The sequence below is a fragment of the Flavobacterium psychrophilum genome (assembly GCA_001708385.1).
In the GTDB taxonomy this organism is placed as follows: domain Bacteria; phylum Bacteroidota; class Bacteroidia; order Flavobacteriales; family Flavobacteriaceae; genus Flavobacterium; species Flavobacterium psychrophilum_A.
In genome coordinates this window covers 1,866,794-1,885,808 of the sequence record CP012388.1, presented here as the reverse complement: position 1 = coordinate 1,885,808, position 19,015 = coordinate 1,866,794, and the positions used below count along the sequence as shown (strand labels likewise).

The window sequence follows — 19,015 nt, the reverse complement described above, 5'->3', positions numbered from 1 at the left end:
CTAAGGGTTAATTTTTTTATACATGCTAAAGGTATTGCCTAAACTTTTTGCATCTTTGTAAGACAAGAATCCCGAATATACCACTATGAGGTTCCCGCTACTGTTTATATGCTGTTTTATGTCGTTTTTTGCAACGGCGCAGGTTTTTGAGCCTAAGGTAAAAGATACTATCGAACTGGATAGTGTGGCACCTGTTGTTGATACCAAATACCGTGAAGACCAAATGTATGCTTCTTTTGCATATAATATGATACAGAGCAAACCGGGTAATTATTCGCAGTATTCATTTTCCACGAATCTTACGGCAGGCTTTTTAAGGGATATGCCTATTAATAAAAGCCGCACCTACGCCATAGCGGCGGGATTGGGCTATTCGTATAATAATATCAAACATAATATGGTTGTTCAGCCTATAGAAAATGGCGTTAACAGCTATCAGCCTGTGGAAGAAGGAAGTTTTGATAAGAACAAGCTTGTGCTGCATTACCTTGAAGTGCCTATCGAGCTACGCTGGAGAAACAGTGATTCTATAAGCCATAAATTCTGGAGGGTATACCTGGGTTTTAAGGTAAGCTACCTGTTTGCGGATAAAGCGTTATACAAACCAGGCGACAGTCCGCCTATAAAAATTAAGAACGACAAGAATCTAAACGATTTTGTGTATGGGGCTTACATATCGGCAGGGTGGAATACATGGAATTTTTATGCCTATTACGGACTCACTCCTATATACAACAATGCACCGATTGTAGACAGCGACCAGAAACTCACCATGAAGTCGCTAAACTTCGGGCTCATATTCTATATCCTCTGACGCATGGATGCTGTATTGCGTGCACATATAGAAAAGATAGTACCGCTTACCGATGCGGAATTTGACTTTGTACGTGCACATTTTTCGACCAAAAAATATAAAAAGCACCAGTTCCTTATACAGGAAGGCGAGCCTGTAAATTACTCTTATTTTGTAGTTTCGGGGCTTTTAAAACTGGTACATACCGATGCTTCTGGCAAACAGCACATAGTTTCTTTCGCGATGGAAGACTGGTGGGAAAGCGATTTTCAGGCTTTTCATAACCGTACCAATGCTACTATGTCGCTCGACTGCCTTGAAGATACCGAGGTGTTTTGCCTATCGTTAGAAAACTATCAAAAGCTTTGCGCAGGCCTGCATAAAATGGAACATTTTTTTCTGGCAAAAGCCAATGGCGGGCATATTGGTTCGCAACAGCGAATACTTTCTCTTATAACCAGCACCGCAAAAGACCGCTACGACCAACTACTGCAACGTTATCCTTCTTTATTTCAAAGGGTATCTAAAACCCTTATTGCTTCTTACCTGGGCGTTTCGCGCGAAACACTCAGTCGCCTTTCCAATTAATGTGACAAACCTCACTTGGTATCCGTGACGTTTGTCATGCCTGTTGTCTTTCATTCTTCAGAACTTTGTAGTGTACATTTTTAATACGATTATGAAGCACACAGCAACAATTTTAGTATTTACACTATTAACTTTTGTGTCGGCAGCGGCACAAACAAAAAAAGAAAAACAAATGGAAAAGAGAGAATTTAGCCCATGGCAATGGCAGGATCAGCGTAGTTATGTTCAGGCTGTTGAAGTAAAGAATGTTCAGGGAACATTATATTGCGCAGGCCAGGCTGCGGTTCATGCCGATGGCACGTCGAGTACTGCCCCAATGAAAGATCAGATAATTGAAGCACTTCAGAATTTAGAACTGGTAATTAGTACTGCAGGATACGAGAATAAAAATATCGTAAGGCTTAATATATACACAACTTCGGAGGAGGAGCTTTTCGCTCATTTCGATATCTTCCAGGCATGGGTAGCCAAACATGGCGTGAAACAGGCGAGTACGGTATTTCAGGTGAAAAGCCTTTTCGAAACACTTAAAGTAGAATTTGAAGCTACTGTGGTAAAATAATTAAGATGACTTCAATAAAAGTAAAAAGGCTTTATACCACGGTATAAAGCCTTTTCTGAATATAAATAACTCCTCAAAATAATTAATTTCTGTAGTTGTAAGGGGCAGAAAATTTGCCGTCGGTTACGGTGATGTACTCTTCACCGCCTGTGAGTTGCAACACACCCGAAAATGTTCCTTCAACGCCCCAGTCATGAAGGCCGGTAATGTTTAAGACAAAGCTTGTGCCATCGCTTCCGTTGCCATGATAGGTAGTAGTTCCTGTAATGTTACCATTACTGTCCAGATTCTGAATATAATAATTGCCATGCAGTTCAGAATCTGCTGAAGTATATGTAGTGGCAGTTGCACCTTCTGTTGATACTAACTGGAAACCGAATCCGGGCGATGTAAAGTCGTTGGTTTCATGTCCGCCAATCGTAACAAAATGTATAGTTTCTTCTGAAGGTGGGTCGTTTGCGCTTACTAGATAGCTGAAGTTGTGTTCTTCGCCATTTATTTTACAAGTTAATGTGCCTTGTTCAGCGGGATTATTCGTGCTTCCGCCATCATCATCGCTACAGCCTGCAAGAGTTAATGCGGCAATAAACAATGGTAAAATAAATGCCTTCTTAATAATTAATTTAAGCGGTTTCATGTAGTAAAAATTGTATATATTTCTTAAAAGTAGCTACAATTTTTGCAGCGTCAAAATCGCGATTGTTAAAGGCAATTCTTACGCGCTGTTAAATTTGTTAAGGAAATTAAAAAAAAGCTTTTGTAACCATATTCTATGAGTTTTGAGTGCGATTGGCCTTGTGCAGGTTTAACTTTTAATTAACGTGAAGATTCCCTAAGAAAATAAGGTGTTGCGGTTATTTGCTTTGGAGGTTATCGCGTAGTAGGAAATTAATTTGCTAAACCGACGGCAACAACCACACAAACCATAACCCTATTTGCGGAATTATGCCTAATAGTGTTCCCAAAACAACCTCGCCCATGCTGTGTTCTTTCGCCTGTAGCCTTGAAGTGGCTACAACACCCGAACATAATACAAAAAACGCGATGAGGTTGAGAAATCTTATATGGTAATAGGCCGAGATACTTATTATAAATACGGTAAATGAAGCCATAGCAACCATATGAAGGCTGGCTTTATGTCCCGTTAAAACCAATGCCAATGCGAGCACAGTACTTATAAGACATCCGGTAAAGTAATAGTATAGCTCGGGTATTACAACTATCGAAAGGCTGTACTTAATAAGGAAGAGCAGGAGCATGGCATAAATAGCCAGTGGCAGCCTGCGTTCTTTTTTCTCGAACATCCGGGTTTTCATCATGCCGAGCGATCGCAGCAGGTAGAATATAGACAGTGGCAATAATACGGTTACAATAAGTATCTGTATAAAAGCCAGGTAAATTTCATGCTTATAGAAAAAAGTATTGGCTACCAGAAAATAAAACAGGGTGGCATACACCGGTACAAATAACGGATGAAACAAATAGGAAAATATGGCAAGAAATTTTTTCATGCCGTTTATATTTTCTTCCTCATCCTTGCAACGGGAATATCTAGCTGTTCGCGGTATTTGGCAATAGTACGGCGTGCAATAGGGTAACCTTTTTCTTTAAGTATATCTGCCAGTTTATCATCGGGCAGGGGTTTGCGTTTGTCTTCTTCCTGTATAACTGTTTCCAGTATTTTCTTGATCTCAATAGTAGAAACATCCTCTCCCTGGTCGTTTTTCATCGCTTCAGAGAAGAATTCCTTTATCAGTTTCGTCCCGTATGGCGTTTCTACATACTTGCTGTTCGCTACACGCGAAACGGTAGAGATATCAAGGCCAACCATATCTGCGATATCCTTTAAGATCATCGGTTTCAGTTTGGCTTCTTCACCATCAAGAAAATACTCTTCCTGATAGTGCATAATAGCATTCATAGTTACAAAAAGGGTTTCCTGGCGTTGGCGTATCGCATCGATAAACCATTTGGCAGAATCCAGTTTTTGTTTGATGAACTGCACCGCATCTTTCTGTGCGTTGTTCTTTTCACGGCTGTCCTTGTAGGTTTGCAGCATTTCCTGATAATCTTTAGACACATGCAGTTCGGGTGCATTCCTTCCGTTAAGGGTAAGTTCAAGTTCGCCGTCAACAATGCGTATGGCAAAGTCGGGCACAACATGTTCTACCGCTTTAGAACTGCTTTCGTAAGCACCTCCCGGTTTAGGGTTCAGTCGTTCAATCTCGTCAATCGCGGCACGAAGCTGATCCTGTGAGATATCATATTTTTGCAACAGCTTGTCATAATGCTTTTTGGTAAAGGCATCAAACTGCTGTTCGAGTATATTAATAGCAAGGTCTACCGCTGCGGTAGGGGTTTTATGCTTTAGCTGAAGCAGCAGGCATTCCTGCAGGTCGCGTGCGCCCACACCCGATGGTTCCAACTCATGGATAATGTGCAGAATACGGTCTACCGTTTTCTCGTCGGTGTAAATACCCTGAGTAAACGCCATATCATCTACAATATCCGGGATGCTTCGGCGGATGTAGCCCATATCGTCTATGCTTCCTACTAAGAATTCCGCGATCTCGCGTTCTCCGTCAGAAAGTATAAAAGTGTTCAGCTGGTCAATAAGGCTCTGGTGAAAGCTAACAGGCGCGGCAAAAGGCATAGTGCGGTCTTCATCATCGTCACTATAATTATTAGCTTGAGTCTTATAACCCGGAATTTCGTCGTCGCTAAGGTATTCGTCTATGTTAATCTCGTCGGCATCTATCCTTTCGTTATCATAGTCATCATAGTCGTCAAAATCCTCTGTAGTATCGTATTCGTCCTTTTCATACTCGTCCTCAACGCCAGATTCAAGAGCAGGGTTTTCAACCATTTCTTCTTTCAGGCGCTGTTCAAAAGCCTGCGTAGGAAGTTGTATCAGCTTCATCAGCTGAATTTGCTGAGGCGATAATTTCTGGGATAATTTTAATTGTAAGTTCTGCTTAAGCATAAGTAAACACGGTCATTTTTACAGTATAAAGTTACAAAAAGAAGGCACACTTATTGATGCTTTTTAGATAAAATTAATATCGGACGTTTTATAAGGCTGTTAAAACCTTCTATTTTATTGAGGATTTTAGGGTTACGGATTAGTTTTTACTCTCTATTGAAATTGTGTAACAAAAAAGCATCACAATTAAAACTGTGATGTCTTTTATATATTGTGGGAATTAGATTAAATTCTGTGTCTTATGGCAGACGTTGCAATGCAACGTCTCTACGATATAAAAAAGCCTCACATTGCTGCGAGGCTCTCAATACTAATATCTTAATTCTCAATGCTGAGATTAAAATTCTGCGTTTTGTGGCAGACTGTGCAATGCAACGTCTCTACGATATAAAAAAGCCTCACATTGCTGCGAGGCTCTCAATATTAATATCTTAATTCTCAATGCTGAGATTAAAATTCTGCATTTTGTGGTGTCCTTGGGAAAGGAATTACGTCACGGATGTTTGTCATACCTGTTACGAAAAGTACAAGGCGCTCAAACCCAAGTCCGAAACCTGCGTGCGTTGCCGTACCAAAACGACGGGTATCAAGGTACCACCATAATTCTTTTTCGTCGATACCTAACTCAGCGATTTTTTCAAGAAGTACGTCAAGGCGTTCTTCCCTTTCAGATCCTCCAACAATTTCACCAATACCCGGGAATAAAATATCCATGGCGCGTACTGTTTTCTTGTCTTCGTTAAGCCTCATGTAGAATGCTTTAATGTTTGCCGGGTAATCGTAAAGAATTACCGGACACTTAAAGTGTTTCTCTACTAAGAAACGCTCGTGCTCACTCTGTAGGTCGGCACCCCATTCTTCAATAATATAGTTGAATTTCTTGTTCTTATTCGGTTTAGAGTTTTTAAGGATGTCGATAGCCTCTGTATAGCTTACACGCTTAAAGTTGTTCTCCAGTACAAACTGAAGTTTCTCTAATAAGCCCATTTCGCTGCGTTCTGCCATCGGTTTTGTTTTCTCCTCGTCTGTTAAGCGCTGGTTAAGGAAAGCAAGATCGTCTTTACATTTATCCATCGCATATTTAATAACATACTGGATAAAGTCCTCCGCAAGATCCATGTTGTCGTCAAGGTTATTGAAGGCAACTTCCGGCTCTACCATCCAGAATTCTGCAAGGTGGCGCGATGTGTTAGAGTTCTCTGCACGGAATGTTGGTCCGAATGTATAGATCTGACCCAATGCCATTGCAAAAGTTTCGCCCTCAAGCTGACCCGATACGGTAAGGTTAGTTTCTTTACCGAAGAAATCCTGTTTGTAATCAATCTGACCTTCTTCATTCAACGGAGCGTTGTTCAAAGGGAAAGATGTTACCTGGAACATTTCTCCTGCGCCTTCAGCATCGCTTCCGGTAATAATAGGCGTGTTTACATATACAAATCCTTTTTCCTGAAAGTACTGGTGAATAGCAAATGAGAGTACTGAACGCACCCTCATTACTGCACCAAATACGTTGGTACGTACACGTAAGTGAGCGTTTTCACGTAAAAATTCCAGTGAGTGTTTTTTAGGTTGCATCGGGAATTTCTCCGGATCGCTGTCTCCCAATATTTCAAGGCTTTTAACCTGAACTTCATATTTTTGTCCTGCGCCCTGGCTTTCTGTAAGGTTACCCTTTACAGCTACAGCAGCACCGGTTGTAATGCGTTTTAGTGTTTCGGCAGGCGTATTTTCAAAATCAACAACACACTGAATATTATTTATAGTAGAACCGTCGTTAAGGGCTATAAACTGATTATTCCTAAAAGTTCTTACCCATCCTTTAACTAATACATCATCAACAGGCTTCGCGCTGTTTAGCAGGTCTTTAACTTTTGTGTGCTTCATTTTTTAAAAATTTAAACTTGTTTTAGTGGATATGCACCCAAGTGTTGCAGGATGCAAATGCCTGCAAATGTACTAAAAAGCATAAAAGGTGTAGTGTACTTGCGCCACGAATTACACTAATTTTCACAAAATTGTTATTAGGAGGTCAACCGAACTTGATTAATTCATATTTAACATATGTAAAATGTTATTATTCGCAGTACAGCTAACTTTGTAAAAAATATAATCATGAACTGGATATTGCTTATTATCGCCGGGTTTTTCGAGGTTGGATTTGCTTCATGCCTTGGCAAAGCCAAAGAAACTTCGGGGGCGGAATCTAACTACTGGATGGGTGGTTTTCTCGCCTGCTTGACTATCAGTATGGTGTTATTGTATAAGGCTACGCAAACACTGCCTATTGGTACTGCTTATGCGGTATGGACAGGCGTTGGTGCCGTTGGTACGGTGCTGGTAGGTATTTTCGTGTTTAAAGAACCCGCAGATTTCTGGAGACTGTTTTTTGTTACTACGCTTATTGCTTCGATAATTGGGCTAAAGTTTGTGTCGCATTAAGTGTTTTATTTATTGCTTAGTCCTCACCCTAAGGTTTAATAAGGTATCAATTCTTCTCAGAGAGGTAATGTAGTCTTCTAAAACAAGTTCAACACAAACGACAGTTTAAGTGAAATGTTCTTATCAAACTGGGGTAGGTTATACGGCCCGTAACGGTAAAATGCAGATATGCCTACGATGCTGAAAATTTCATTAAGCTCTACACCACTTTCGTAATAACCTTTTTCGAGGGTGTTGTATTCAATACCCAAATGCTGACTCTTATCGTGCATGTTACCCCATGCTGCACGTGTAACTAAAACAGGGGCCATTTTAAATTTACCCGAAATAGTAAATTTCCTGAAGGCATGTTTTACCTGCCCCATAATATACTGACTTGAGAAGAATTCATTAAAATACATCGTCTCAAAACTGTTCTTGCCTGCAAACGTAACACGTGCCAGTACACCATCTTTATTAAGGTTGTTGGGCGATGTACTGTAAAGATGTGTTAATGGAGTATCACCAACAGCTACACCGGTTTGTACCAGTGCCGATGACTTTTGTCCGTTAAGGTATTTCTTTTCGTATTCTGCCCTGACATCAAGCTTACTGAAGGTAAAGTCGCTATCAAGGATATTGGATAAGGATTGTGTGTACTGAAAAGCAAACTTAGGGAAACGCTTCTCCGACTCTATTCTTCCCTCAGGCGTCTGCATATAGTCGCTAAACGGATTCCATTGTATGGCTACGGTTGCGGTTGTAAGGTTAAACAGCGTGACAGGCTGATCGTCCGGTATGTAAACATAACCAAATTTAGGATCGATACGGCTGCGGGTCAGCTGCCATACACTCGATGTTTTTGGCAGTAGCTTTGTTTCTATATACGCCTGATACGTTTGATGGTTGTAAAACGTCAAAAGGTTAATAAGTCGTGGGTCGTATATTTTGAATGTCTTTTTATCGGTGGCAAAAGAAGTACTCGCAATCTCTGTAATGTCATCGGCATACGATACACCTATCCATGAATTAGAGAAATTGCCAAGTCGCACCGCGGCACCCATACCATATTTAAACATACCGTCTTTCGTACCGTAAGCACCATAACCGCTGATCCTGAAGGTTTCGGCAAATTTATTGTTGGTAATAAAACCGGCACCCAGCCTAAAGCCTTCATAGTTATTATAACGGATAATCCTTTGCAGGTCAATATCAATAGGGCCCGCCGGATAATAACCGTTTATGATCTTTTTTCCTTTAATGATAATCTGCTCCCAGTTTTCTTTGGTAACAAGGCTATCCATTGCGCTATATGTGGTTATGCTTCGGTTGTCAAGTGTTTCCGGGCGAAAGTTCTGCCAGTAGCTCTCAGGCCTGTTAATAGCATCTTTGGTAATGTCTATGGCAACAGCCGCACGCCTGATAGTAACCGGAATATCAAATTTCTTGTCGAAATTACCTGCTTCCATATATACGTATACAAGGTCAGACGGTTCTGTGTCGCGTTTGCGTTTGCCCGTGCTTTGTTCATCGAACTTTATGGTTTCACCTAAGATTTTAATATCAGATTTCCCCGTTCCTTTTGTGATTCTAAGTGTTTTCCTGTCGGGGAACCAAAGGCCTTTCTCTTTCTCATAGCTAAAAAAGTGGGTAGAGGTAATGTCAAGTACGTTGTTGACCCTGAATACGGCTTTCGCCATGCCGTAATTTTTAGTGTCTATGTATACAACACCTTCCAGCTTTTTCTTCTTTTTTCTGTTTTTAGGGAAAAAGTGAATCATATATACGTCACGGTTGTCTATAGATACAGTGTCAAGTATTTTGTAATTGTATTCTTTTAATGCATCAGAAGCTAACGGGCCTGCGTATTTCGTTTCCATCAGATCGATATTATCCGTGTAAACCGAATACGACTGTAATTTAAGTCCTATAAATTCATATAAAGGCTGTTTAAAGCCTGCCATGCGGGTGGCGAGTACATTTTGTTTAAGTCCCTGCTCTCGGTTGTACAAGTACTCCGATACCTTTTCGGTTTGGTACAGGTGTCTTTTTTCTATAAGTTTTTTGAATTTATATTCGGTAGAATCTATCTTTTTAAAGATGCGTCCTGCTTTTTCATATTTGTAAATAGAGTCGAGTGTTCCGGCAATAGAGTCGGGGTTGGCGGTAACAATAAGGCGCTCGTAAGTCTTATAGCTAAAGCTGCTTAGTTTTTGCTGAGGGTCGTTTATTATTTTTCCGCGAATGGCACGTTTTATAATGCCAAGTACAGGATTTTCACCTTCTATAACCAGTTCGTTAAGCTGTTCGGGTTTTGGTTCCAGTGCAACAGAGTAAAATATTCTCCCGGGTGTAATTTTAAAAGACCGTTTTTCGTAACCGATGTAGGCTACCGTAAAAATTTCGTGAAGTGTGGCATGTTCAATAACAAACTTGCCATCCATATCGGCAATAATACTTTTACCATTTTGGGTATAAACGGTTGCAAAGGGTAGTGTCTGCTCCGTTCCGCTGTCTTTCACAATGCCGGTAATGGCAGATTGTGCCCCGCAAATCGTGGTAATAAAGAAAAGCAAAAACGTAAGGATTCTCATTGAAGACTTTATAGCTAAACGATAGAAGCTTGATTTTGTTACTGCAAAGATAGTGTATTATAAAAAAATCCGCCACAGTGGGCGGATTCAATTATACTTTCATTATCTCAGCTTCCTTAACAACTAGCAGTTCGTCAATTTTCTTGATGTAGCTATTTGTCAGTTCCTGAACGCTTTCTTCAGCACCTTTGCAGGCATCTTCAGATACACCGTCTTTTTCCAGCTTTTTGATATCTGTGTTAGCATCTTTACGAACATTTCGTACGCCAATCTTAGCGTCTTCAGCTTCGGCTTTTGCCTGTTTTGCCAAATCTCTCCTACGCTCTTCTGTAAGGGCAGGTACACTGATGATTATATTATCACCATTGTTCATTGGGTTAAAACCAAGATTAGCGATCATGATCGCTTTTTCAATTGGCTGCAGCATGCTTTTTTCCCACGGCTGGATGGTAATTGTCCTTGCATCGGGAACGTTGATGTTTGCAACCTGAGAAAGTGGTGTTGCAGAACCGTAGTAGTCTACAAATACACCGCCAAGCATAGCAGGTGTTGCCTTTCCGGCACGGATATTAAGAAATTCTTTTTCAAGGTGGGCAATAGACCCGTCCATTGATTCTTTTGCACTATCTAAAATGAAATCAATTTCTTCCATGGTGTAATTTTATGCTAAAAAATTAAACGTTTACAGTGGTTCCTATAAGTTCGCCTTCGCAAATTCTTACCAGGTTGCCTTCTTTGTTCATATCAAAAACAATAATTGGCAGTTCGTTTTCCTGGCTTAGTGTAAAGGCAGTAGTATCCATCACATTAAGGCCTTTTTGCAGTACATCGTTAAAAGTAAGCGTGTCGTATTTTACAGCCGTAGGGTCTTTCTCCGGATCGGCAGTATAAATACCATCTACACGTGTACCTTTAAGAATAACATCGGCATGTACTTCTACACCCCTAAGTACGGCAGCTGTATCGGTAGTAAAATAGGGGTTACCTGTACCGGCACCAAATATTACTATCCTTCTTTTCTCAAGATGGCGTACAGCCCTTCTTTTAATGTATGGTTCGGCAATAGCCTCAATTTTAAGAGCAGTTTGCAGTCGTGTTGGCATACCGGCATCTTCCAGGGCGCCTTGTAAAGCCATACCGTTAATAACGGTAGCAAGCATTCCCATATAATCTCCCTGAACCCTGTCCATACCATTGCTGGCTCCTGCTACACCCCTAAAAATGTTGCCTCCGCCAATAACAATAGCTATTTCTACACCTTTATCGTGTATTTGCTTGATTTCCGCTGCATATTCGGCAAGTCTTTTAGGATCAATGCCATATTGCCTGTCGCCCATAAGAGCTTCGCCACTCAGCTTTAACAGGATTCTTTTGTATTTCATAGGGTAAATTTAGAATGGTGCAAATATAGTAATAAATGTTTTTCGAGAAATACAAATTTACAGCTCATTACAACCATTTTAACAGAGCCGTGTCAGGGATGGTGTTCTACAGGGATAAGTTCCTCGTACGATTTTTTAGCCGCCTCATATCCAATCTGGAATATCTCATCCATTTTGTTCTTATTTGTCTCGAAAGTACTGTATAAAGCCAGTTCATCGGGCGCAATAACCCAGTCACACAGCGTAAACTTCTGCATGTTAGTATTAGCAGAAAGTAAATCGTACGCACGTGTGGTTACCGAACGTATAGTACGCAGGTCGCCCGCGTCGATTTTCTGGATCGGACTCACATAAATTCCAATCAGGTTATCGCAGCGCCCCTGTAGTATATCGGTAGGAAAGTGGTTGATAATTCCGCCATCGCTGTACAGCCTTCCGTCAATTTCATACGGAGAGATAATCCCCGGAAATGCCGACGAAGCCAGTACGGCATCGGCTACTTTGGTTTCTGCGCCAAAAATTTTCAGCTTGCCCGATACCAGATCGGTCGCAGTAAGGTGCATCTTGTACGGCATATCGCCGAGGGTAGCATCTTTAAATACCGATGAAAAATAATCGCGGAAGGCTTCAGAATCTATAAACCCGGCCTTACGGAAGGTAAAGTGCTTCCAGTGGAAAAAATATATCGATTTAAAAAATTCAAGTATTTCCTCGGGTTGTTTTCCCCAAGCGTATAATGACGACACAATGGCACCCGAACTGGTTCCTGCAATGTGCGAAGGCTGTAAGCCAATCTCATCAAAATATTTTAAAACACCTGCATGTGCTATGCCTTTAGAGCCCCCGCCCGAAAGTACAAGGCCTATAGTACCACCGTCAATTTTCATTGGTTTGATTATTTACTGACTAAATTACAGTTTTTTGTTGAATGGCGTTTTTTTTGATATATTAAAAGTTAGATTAATTTTGCTAAAAATTGACGGATATGAATGTGACGACATCTTTAATTGAAAACAGCTTAAAAAACAGCTTTTCATACAATCAGTACAGGAGCCATATAACAGACCTTCTTGAAAAAGGACTGTCTACAGGCAACACACAAAGCGAAGACCTGCACCATTATACAACCCTTAACGAGGTACGTATGAACCGTCTTGATAAGACGATCATAGTACCCGATGAAGTAAAACATAAACTGGGTAAGCTTAAAAAGGAGCATATATTGTTAGTAATCTCTGAAGGATGGTGTGGCGATGCTGCACAGATTGTTCCGGTTATTAATAAAATAGCCGAAGAAACAAGTGCCTTAGAGCTTAAGATCGTACTTCGTGATGAGAACGACGAACTAATGAACGATTACCTTACCAACGGTGCACGTTCTATCCCAAAATTAGTATTAGTAGAAAAAGAATCGCTTACTGCCCGCGGTAGCTGGGGGCCGCGCCCTCACGATGCTGCTAAGCTGATAACCGACTTTAAAGCGGCTCATGGTGTTATTAACGAAGAGGCTAAAACCGCACTTCAAAAATGGTACCTTCACGATAAGGGACACAGCACTATGGAAGAAATAACATTGCTATTGGAGAACTCTGAGAATATGTAATATGGAAGCCGGTTAACGGTTGTTGGTTGCCGGATATATCCACTTCAATATAATTGCCCCTGACTTTGGTTGGGGGTTTATGTTTATTGGAACGCGGATGACGCGGATATGGGCAGATTGACGCGGATTTTAGCTATAATTCACAGTTAATACGTTCTGTCATTGCGAGCGGAGTGAAACGGAGCGAGGCAATCTCTCTTTTAGATTGCTTCCTGCCTCGCAATGCCGAGCCGCTGTGTCATTCCGATACAGGGCAGCTGAATTGAGGAATCTCACGAATTTCTAATACATATATTTTCTCTGTGCCACTTCTTCGCTTATGTTTAATAAAGACGGTGAGCCTCCTCCTTGTAATTCACTTTTTTCATAAACAAGTTCCCATAAGCGACTGTCTTTTGGATCCTGATACAAAGTGCACCACCCATCATGTGATGTTCCTAATTTTAAGAGGTGGTTGTTTGTTAAAAATTTAATTCTACTAGTAACTTCATCTTCTAAAATTTCATCATTCACGATTACCCAATTTCCTTTCAATTTGAACTCGTCGCTTTTTAACATGATGTTTTATTAATTTGGATAAATGTATTGTTGATATTTATACGATTAGAAACACTGTTCATTTCGATCGAATGGAATGGAGAAATCTCTTTCAGATTGCTTCGTGCCTCGCAATGACGCGCCGAGTGTCAGTCTGAACGAAACACATTGGAGCGAAGAATATCTTACTTATTATTCTCCTTAACCAATACCTCAAGTTTTTTCATGTATTCAGGAGTACGAAGAAACATCGAGTCGATTACGAAGCGGAAACTCTTTATTTCGTTTCCTTCACGGTACTTTACAGTATAAATGTAATTTGGGGGAATTCTTTTCATTGAAATTATATCTTCAATTAGTATCTTCTTATTTCTAACTATAAGGTCGTTCTTGTCAATGTAAACAACTTCAAGTTTTCTATATTTTACAAACCAAACAAAGGCTGCTAATAAAAGGATAACAACAGGTGCGGTAAAGTCCTTAATATTATGGTTGCTAAAAATCATATAGCCAATAAGAATAATTGCAGCTACTGCTAAAATTAACGGAAGTAAGTACTTTGTGGTATATGTAGAGTTACTGGATATTTCTTTCATACGCTCTTATTCCTATTCTTCTCAACCAACAACTGCAACTTTCTCATGTATTCATGCGAAAAGAACAAAAAGGAATCCACTTGGAAGGTGAAATTTTTAATGGCACCTTCATCGTCATAATACTGAACATCATATCGATGCAATAAAGGCTTTTTGGTGATTGAAATTACATCTTTTATTAAAATTTTCTTACCTCTTACGACAAAGTCATTTTTATCAATATAGACAACTTCACTTTTTCTAAAATAAACTAATGCGGCCATGATTAGTAAAAATACTACAGCGGCGATTGGGGGTGAATTTTCTTTTCTTTGAAAGATAATTAAATAGGTAAGAATCAATGCTATTGTAAGTGCAGCAATACTTAAAGTTTTTCTGACGAATGGCTCGATTTTGCTTGATATCTGTTTCAATGTAAGTTGGTTAATGTTGTTAATAAGAACTCTTTTAAATATTGAAAGCATTTCATTCTCTTCAACGGTGTCTTCAAGATTGAATTTTTTCAATTCTTTACTATTTTCGGAGATATAAAATTCCAGTTGTCGTATGATAATAGAAATTCAAAGTTAAAGCAGTTGCATTCAAAGGTAGAATGGAGCGTGTAATTTGTTTTTCCGTCGTATGTACCACTAAATCCTTTAAAATAATAGTTGTCTATAACAAGATTGTGAATGCTTCTTCCGTGGAAGATAGATTCCAGTATAGTAATGCTTGCAATTTGCAGGGGAGAATTGCTATATGTGTCATAAGCCAATACCTTTTCAAACATATTACCAATTGTTAATTTCATCAACCATCAACCAAACTTACAACGCCCCGATAATATCAATCTTGTCTGAAGTTGACATACCACCCGGGTTACAGCCCGGCTTGCCTTCGGGTATATCTTTGCCAATATTTTTATAGTAGTCTACCCATGCAGGGAAAAACTCGTTGGTTCCCGGTTGTTTGTAGGTCATAGGGAAAAGCTCAAAGAATGGTTTTTTATGGTTGGCCGATTTAAATGCATCGTATATCAGTTCCGAACAATAATAATTGCCATTATCGTATATATACTCCTGATCGTACGGAACACCAACCTGTCGTAATGAGAAAGAAATAGCTTGTGGAATAAGCGGCTGGTATTTCTTCTTTAACCGGCCTATAAGCATTTGCTTTTTACTATTCTTAGAGAATTTTTCTAACGGCGTAAGACGTACGGCACTGCCGGCTGCTTCTATAATGAAAATAGAATCATTGCGGTGCACTACCATACCCATATGGCTAAAGTCTTTCCCTTTGTAGCCTTGGGTTACAGCTTCTATGGCATCGCAAAGCGGACCGCAGTCCAGATCCTGAAAAAGCAGGTCGCCATCTTTAAGTTTTATTTTTACAGGCTGCCTGTCCTGAGCAAAAGCGCTCATAATGCAGAAGCATAAAAGCAGGGTTAGTTTTTTCATATCAGTTAAAATTAAATATGCAGATTCCCAGGTTAAGGGAGCTTATCTGTTTAATGTCATATAGCCCAAATCCATAATAGTTGGCTTCTATAAAAAAGCCAATGCCTTCGGTATCGCCAACACCAAAGCGGTATTTTTGGTATAATCCGGAAAGGTCGCCGCGCCCCAATGCAAAGCTATGGCCTACGCCGGCCTGAAAGAACAGGGAAGTATCTTCGTTAAGGTGTGGATTAATAATAATTGAAGCATATACGGGAACTGCCACAAGCTTCGGGCTAATAAGTCCGTCGATGCCGCTGTTAATGCTTAAAGCTATAATTTTGGTAGCGTGAACTCCAAAGCCGCCCTGAATGTTAATACCGTCGGGTATAAACCAGGTGCCATTGCCTTCGTTATAAGGGTCGTTCGTGCCATAGGCAGGATTTGCTCTGAAGGGCGCAGAAAATGAGAAATTAGAAAACGCTCCGACTTCACTAAAAAGTCCTTTTAGTTCTTTAGTATCTTCAATTTCACGGGTTACAAATACGGTTTGGGCATGGCCGTAAAACCCCGCTAAAAGTACTGCGATTAGTAGTTTATGCAGTTGGCGTAACTTCATCTTCAAAGTCTTGTGGAGATATAGCACCTTCAACAGAAAATTCGCCAATTTTGGTACGGCGTAATACGGTAAGGTGTGCGCCCGAATTTAATGCTTTACCAAAATCGTTTGCCAGCGATCGTATATAAGTACCTTTGCTGCATACCACCCTAAAGTCAACTTCGGGTAGGGCAATGCGGGTAATTTCAAATTCGTATATGGTAGTTTTGCGGAAAGCAATTTCAACTTCTTCTCCGGCGCGGGCGTGTTCGTACAGCCTTTTGCCATCTTTTTTAATAGCCGAAAATACAGGTGGCTGCTGGTCTATTTCGCCCATAAACTGATTTACGGTGTCGTGCACCAGTGTTTCGGTAATATGTTCGGTAGGGTAAGTAATATTTACTTCGGTCTCCAGGTCGTATGATGGGGTAGTGCCGCCCAGCATAAAAGTACCTGTATACTCTTTGGGCATGCCCTGAAGTTCCATAATGCGTTTGGTAAATTTTCCGGTGCAGACAATCAATAGTCCGGTTGCCAGGGGATCTAATGTTCCGGCGTGGCCTACTTTTATTTTTTTAAGCCCCAGATGTTTCTTAAGAGCCCATTTTACTTTATTCACTGCCTGAAAAGAACTCCAGTGCAATGGCTTGTCTATCAGTAAAACTTTTCCTTCCTGGAAATCTTCGGGTGCCGTCAAAATAAAATTATTTGTTGATTGAAAAATAAGCCAATAGCAGTGCGCCAACTACTATTCTGTAATATCCCCACGGCTTAAAACCGTATTTTTTAATAACACCTATAAAGCCTTTAATGGCAACAATAGCTACTACAAAAGCAATAACGTTGCCCACTAGGAACATCTTAATATTATCGTTGCTCTGCATAAGTAATTCGTAGCCTTTAAGTCCGGTTTGGTGGTAGGTCTTTACAAAAACCGAATATACCGTAACCGCAGCCATAGTAGGTACAGCAAGGAAGAAAGAGAACTCGGCAGCATTTTCGCGGGTAAGCTTTTGCTGCATACCACCAATAATAGAGGCTGCTGCACGGCTGGTACCAGGCATCATGGCAAGGCATTGCCAAAAGCCGATAGTTATCGCTTTTTTAAGGGTTATCTGTTCTTCGGTATATACTTCGGGGTTTTTAAAGAACCTGTCAATGAATAATAAAACGAATCCTCCGACTATCAGTACAATAGCAATCGGAATAGGATTTCCTAATGCATCGTCTATTAAATCATCAAATAAATAGCCCAATAAAAGTGCGGGAACTACTGCGCAGGCTAGTTTTACATAAAAGCTGAATTTACTGAAATCTAAGAATTTTCTCCAGTACAAAGCGACTACTGCAAGTATGGCACCAAATTGTATAGATACCTGGAATAGTTTTACAAAATCGTCTTCCTGAATGCCGTAATAAGAACTGGCGAAGATCATGTGTGCGGTAGACGATATAGGCAAATACTCGGTTAGCCCTTCTATAATGGCAAGGAAAATGCTTTGGATAAAATCCATTTATTTAGTTCTTTTTGTTGGTAAAATTCTTAATTGGTTTTTCTTCGGGGAAAATTTCGCCTGTAGGGTTTACAGCCGGTGCCGGATTTTTAAGTATGGCATAAATGGTAATTCCGAAACCAATAAGCACCACGGTAGGAGCAAGCCTTATCCTTCTCCAGTTAAAAATATCTTCACTAAATACGTTAGGGTCATCGCTGCCTCCGCCCGACATTAGTATGAAACCAAGGGCAATAACAGCAATGCCAATAAGTAATATCTTGTAGTTTACCTTTTCAAAAAGGAAATGTGTTTTTATTTCGTTATCCGATCTCATCGTTTTTTTGTTTAAGGTTAAGGTTTAAAGCTGCCAATCGTACCGCAACTTCTGTCTTAAATCTATTATCTATCTTCTGTTATCTAAAATCTTACCTCTTGTTGCCTAGTAAAGATCGTCTGTCCTTAAGTTAAGGAAACGCTGTGTAGCAAAGAAGGTACTTATAATGCTTATAAGGATACCGAAAACCAGTACGCCCGAAAGCACAATAGCAGTTGGCATCCAGTCTTCCCAGATGTTTAGTACAGGGAAAGCACCGTCCAGGTAATATACCAGCCATACAAGGGCAGCCATAGCAAGTGCCGAACCAATAATACCCAGCTTAATGCCTCTCCATACAAACGGCCTGCGTATAAATGATTTGGTAGCACCAACCATCTGCATGGTTTTGATGGTAAAACGGTGGTTGTAAATAGACAGCCTAAGCGAACTATTTATTAAAAGCATAGATACAAATACAAGTACACCGCTTATGATAAGTATCCAGTACGTGATTTTTTTTATGTTCTCGTTGGCAAGTTCAACCAGCGCGCTGTCGTAGCTAACATCGCCCACAAAAGGGTTAGAGCGTAGTTCAACCTCAATTTCCTTTATTTTTTTTGGCGATACATATTCGCCTTTAATACGAATATCGTAAGAATCTAAAAGAGGGTTGTAGTCCAGCAGGGTTTCGTGGTCGCCTACAATGTCGGGGTTGTTTTTAGCGGCATCTTCTTTAGAAACATATTTACTGTCCTTGATGTACGCTGAGTTGGTAAGCTGAGTGCCAAATGCTTGCTTAACGCTGTCTGTAGCTTCCCTTTTAAAATATACCGTCATAGGAATGTTTTCCTTAACATGGCTGGATATTTTTTCGGTGTTGATTACAAACAGCCCCAGTGCGCCCAATAGGGTAAGCACAATAAAGATGCAAAGGATAACAGAAAAATAAGAAGAAATAAGCCTTCTTTTCTGGAACTTTTCAAAAGATGGAGCCATAGATTAGTTTTTAGGCGTAAAAATAAATAAAGTATTTTGTTTATGCGTAGTTTATAACAGTCAAAGTTTTGACTTTCGTACAATAAACGTAAATTTGCTTTCCTTTGAGGAGCTGAGGTACTTAGGTGCTTAGTT

Annotated in this window: 22 protein-coding genes and 1 pseudogene; 5 read left to right on the top strand and 18 right to left on the bottom strand. The window is 40.2% G+C overall.

Going from position 1 to position 19,015, the window contains the following annotated elements; genetic code table 11:
• The first annotated feature begins 118 nt into the window (after positions 1 to 118).
• The 3 genes from ALW18_08330 to ALW18_08320 all read left to right on the top strand — a co-directional run bounded on the left by ALW18_08330 (position 119) and on the right by ALW18_08320 (position 1,943).
• Positions 119 to 814 (top strand): hypothetical protein, encoded by a 696-nt coding sequence (locus ALW18_08330; GenBank protein AOE54356.1) that lies wholly within the window; start codon positions 119 to 121, stop codon positions 812 to 814.
• Between the two features lie 3 nt (positions 815 to 817).
• The gene (locus tag ALW18_08325; GenBank protein ID AOE52512.1) at positions 818 to 1,381 is read left to right on the top strand and encodes a Crp/Fnr family transcriptional regulator; all 564 of its coding nucleotides are present in this window, start codon (positions 818 to 820) and stop codon (positions 1,379 to 1,381) included.
• Between the two features lie 172 nt (positions 1,382 to 1,553).
• Positions 1,554 to 1,943 (top strand): endoribonuclease L-PSP, encoded by a 390-nt coding sequence (locus ALW18_08320; protein ID AOE54355.1) that lies wholly within the window; start codon positions 1,554 to 1,556, stop codon positions 1,941 to 1,943.
• Between the two features lie 82 nt (positions 1,944 to 2,025).
• Here ALW18_08320 and ALW18_08315 read toward each other — a convergent pair whose 3' ends face one another.
• From ALW18_08315 to ALW18_08300, 4 genes are all read right to left on the bottom strand, one after another.
• Positions 2,026 to 2,580 (bottom strand): hypothetical protein, encoded by a 555-nt coding sequence (locus ALW18_08315; GenBank protein AOE52511.1) that lies wholly within the window; start codon positions 2,578 to 2,580, stop codon positions 2,026 to 2,028.
• A gap of 259 nt (positions 2,581 to 2,839) precedes the next feature.
• Entirely contained in the window at positions 2,840 to 3,454 is a 615-nt protein-coding gene (locus ALW18_08310) for a hypothetical protein (GenBank protein AOE52510.1), read from the bottom strand.
• 5 nt (positions 3,455 to 3,459) lie between these two features.
• Entirely contained in the window at positions 3,460 to 4,926 is a 1,467-nt protein-coding gene (locus tag ALW18_08305; GenBank protein AOE52509.1) for an RNA polymerase subunit sigma-54, read from the bottom strand.
• A 450-nt stretch (positions 4,927 to 5,376) separates the two neighbouring features.
• Entirely contained in the window at positions 5,377 to 6,810 is a 1,434-nt protein-coding gene (locus tag ALW18_08300) for an asparaginyl-tRNA synthetase (GenBank protein AOE52508.1), read from the bottom strand.
• A gap of 228 nt (positions 6,811 to 7,038) precedes the next feature.
• On the opposite strand from ALW18_08300, the gene ALW18_08295 reads away from it, so the two are divergent.
• Positions 7,039 to 7,365, top strand: coding sequence for a cation transporter (locus ALW18_08295; GenBank protein AOE52507.1), 327 nt, complete (start codon positions 7,039 to 7,041; stop codon positions 7,363 to 7,365).
• A gap of 77 nt (positions 7,366 to 7,442) precedes the next feature.
• On the opposite strand, the gene ALW18_08290 is transcribed toward ALW18_08295, so the two are convergent.
• The 4 genes from ALW18_08290 to ALW18_08275 all read right to left on the bottom strand — a co-directional run bounded on the left by ALW18_08290 (position 7,443) and on the right by ALW18_08275 (position 12,207).
• Positions 7,443 to 9,938 carry a hypothetical protein gene (locus ALW18_08290; GenBank protein ID AOE52506.1) on the bottom strand — a complete coding sequence of 832 codons (2,496 nt, stop codon included), beginning with the start codon at positions 9,936 to 9,938 and terminating at the stop codon, positions 7,443 to 7,445.
• Positions 9,939 to 10,029: 91 nt separating this feature from the next.
• Positions 10,030 to 10,590: a ribosome-recycling factor gene (locus ALW18_08285; GenBank protein ID AOE52505.1), complete on the bottom strand. Its 561-nt coding sequence runs from the start codon at positions 10,588 to 10,590 to the stop codon at positions 10,030 to 10,032.
• A 22-nt stretch (positions 10,591 to 10,612) separates the two neighbouring features.
• On the bottom strand, positions 10,613 to 11,320 hold the full coding sequence (gene pyrH / locus ALW18_08280; GenBank protein ID AOE52504.1) for a uridylate kinase: 708 nt from the start codon (positions 11,318 to 11,320) through the stop codon (positions 10,613 to 10,615).
• Positions 11,321 to 11,412: 92 nt separating this feature from the next.
• Complete coding sequence (locus tag ALW18_08275) at positions 11,413 to 12,207, bottom strand: patatin (GenBank protein AOE52503.1); 795 nt, start codon at positions 12,205 to 12,207, stop codon at positions 11,413 to 11,415.
• A gap of 98 nt (positions 12,208 to 12,305) precedes the next feature.
• Here ALW18_08275 and ALW18_08270 point away from each other — a divergent pair, with 98 nt between their 5' ends.
• Complete coding sequence (locus tag ALW18_08270; GenBank protein AOE52502.1) at positions 12,306 to 12,923, top strand: thioredoxin; 618 nt, start codon at positions 12,306 to 12,308, stop codon at positions 12,921 to 12,923.
• 282 nt (positions 12,924 to 13,205) lie between these two features.
• Here ALW18_08270 and ALW18_08265 read toward each other — a convergent pair whose 3' ends face one another.
• From ALW18_08265 to ALW18_08220, 10 genes and pseudogenes are all read right to left on the bottom strand, one after another.
• Positions 13,206 to 13,481 (bottom strand): hypothetical protein, encoded by a 276-nt coding sequence (locus tag ALW18_08265; GenBank protein AOE52501.1) that lies wholly within the window; start codon positions 13,479 to 13,481, stop codon positions 13,206 to 13,208.
• A 164-nt stretch (positions 13,482 to 13,645) separates the two neighbouring features.
• Positions 13,646 to 14,056 carry a hypothetical protein gene (locus ALW18_08260; protein ID AOE52500.1) on the bottom strand — a complete coding sequence of 137 codons (411 nt, stop codon included), beginning with the start codon at positions 14,054 to 14,056 and terminating at the stop codon, positions 13,646 to 13,648.
• On the bottom strand, positions 14,053 to 14,562 hold the full coding sequence (locus ALW18_08255) for a hypothetical protein (GenBank protein AOE52499.1): 510 nt from the start codon (positions 14,560 to 14,562) through the stop codon (positions 14,053 to 14,055). The genes ALW18_08260 and ALW18_08255 overlap by 4 nt, the downstream gene beginning before the upstream one ends.
• Positions 14,559 to 14,846 carry a hypothetical protein gene (locus tag ALW18_08250; protein AOE52498.1) on the bottom strand — a complete coding sequence of 96 codons (288 nt, stop codon included), beginning with the start codon at positions 14,844 to 14,846 and terminating at the stop codon, positions 14,559 to 14,561. Before ALW18_08250 ends, ALW18_08255 begins: the two co-directional genes overlap by 4 nt.
• Positions 14,847 to 14,862: 16 nt before the next feature.
• A complete protein-coding gene (locus ALW18_08245; protein ID AOE52497.1) occupies positions 14,863 to 15,495 on the bottom strand; it encodes a hypothetical protein in 633 nt (210 codons plus the stop codon).
• 1 nt (position 15,496) lies between these two features.
• Positions 15,497 to 16,093, bottom strand: coding sequence for a hypothetical protein (locus ALW18_08240; GenBank protein ID AOE52496.1), 597 nt, complete (start codon positions 16,091 to 16,093; stop codon positions 15,497 to 15,499).
• Positions 16,071 to 16,772, bottom strand: a complete 702-nt coding sequence (locus ALW18_08235; GenBank protein ID AOE54354.1) for a pseudouridine synthase — start codon at positions 16,770 to 16,772, stop codon at positions 16,071 to 16,073. Before ALW18_08235 ends, ALW18_08240 begins: the two co-directional genes overlap by 23 nt.
• A 4-nt stretch (positions 16,773 to 16,776) precedes the next feature.
• Complete coding sequence (locus tag ALW18_08230) at positions 16,777 to 17,586, bottom strand: UDP-diphosphatase (GenBank protein ID AOE52495.1); 810 nt, start codon at positions 17,584 to 17,586, stop codon at positions 16,777 to 16,779.
• A gap of 91 nt (positions 17,587 to 17,677) precedes the next feature.
• A pseudogene (locus tag ALW18_08225) lies at positions 17,678 to 17,902 on the bottom strand (hypothetical protein).
• Positions 17,903 to 18,007: 105 nt separating this feature from the next.
• Positions 18,008 to 18,880, bottom strand: coding sequence for a cell division protein FtsX (locus ALW18_08220; GenBank protein ID AOE52494.1), 873 nt, complete (start codon positions 18,878 to 18,880; stop codon positions 18,008 to 18,010).
• Positions 18,881 to 19,015 lie beyond the last annotated feature (135 nt).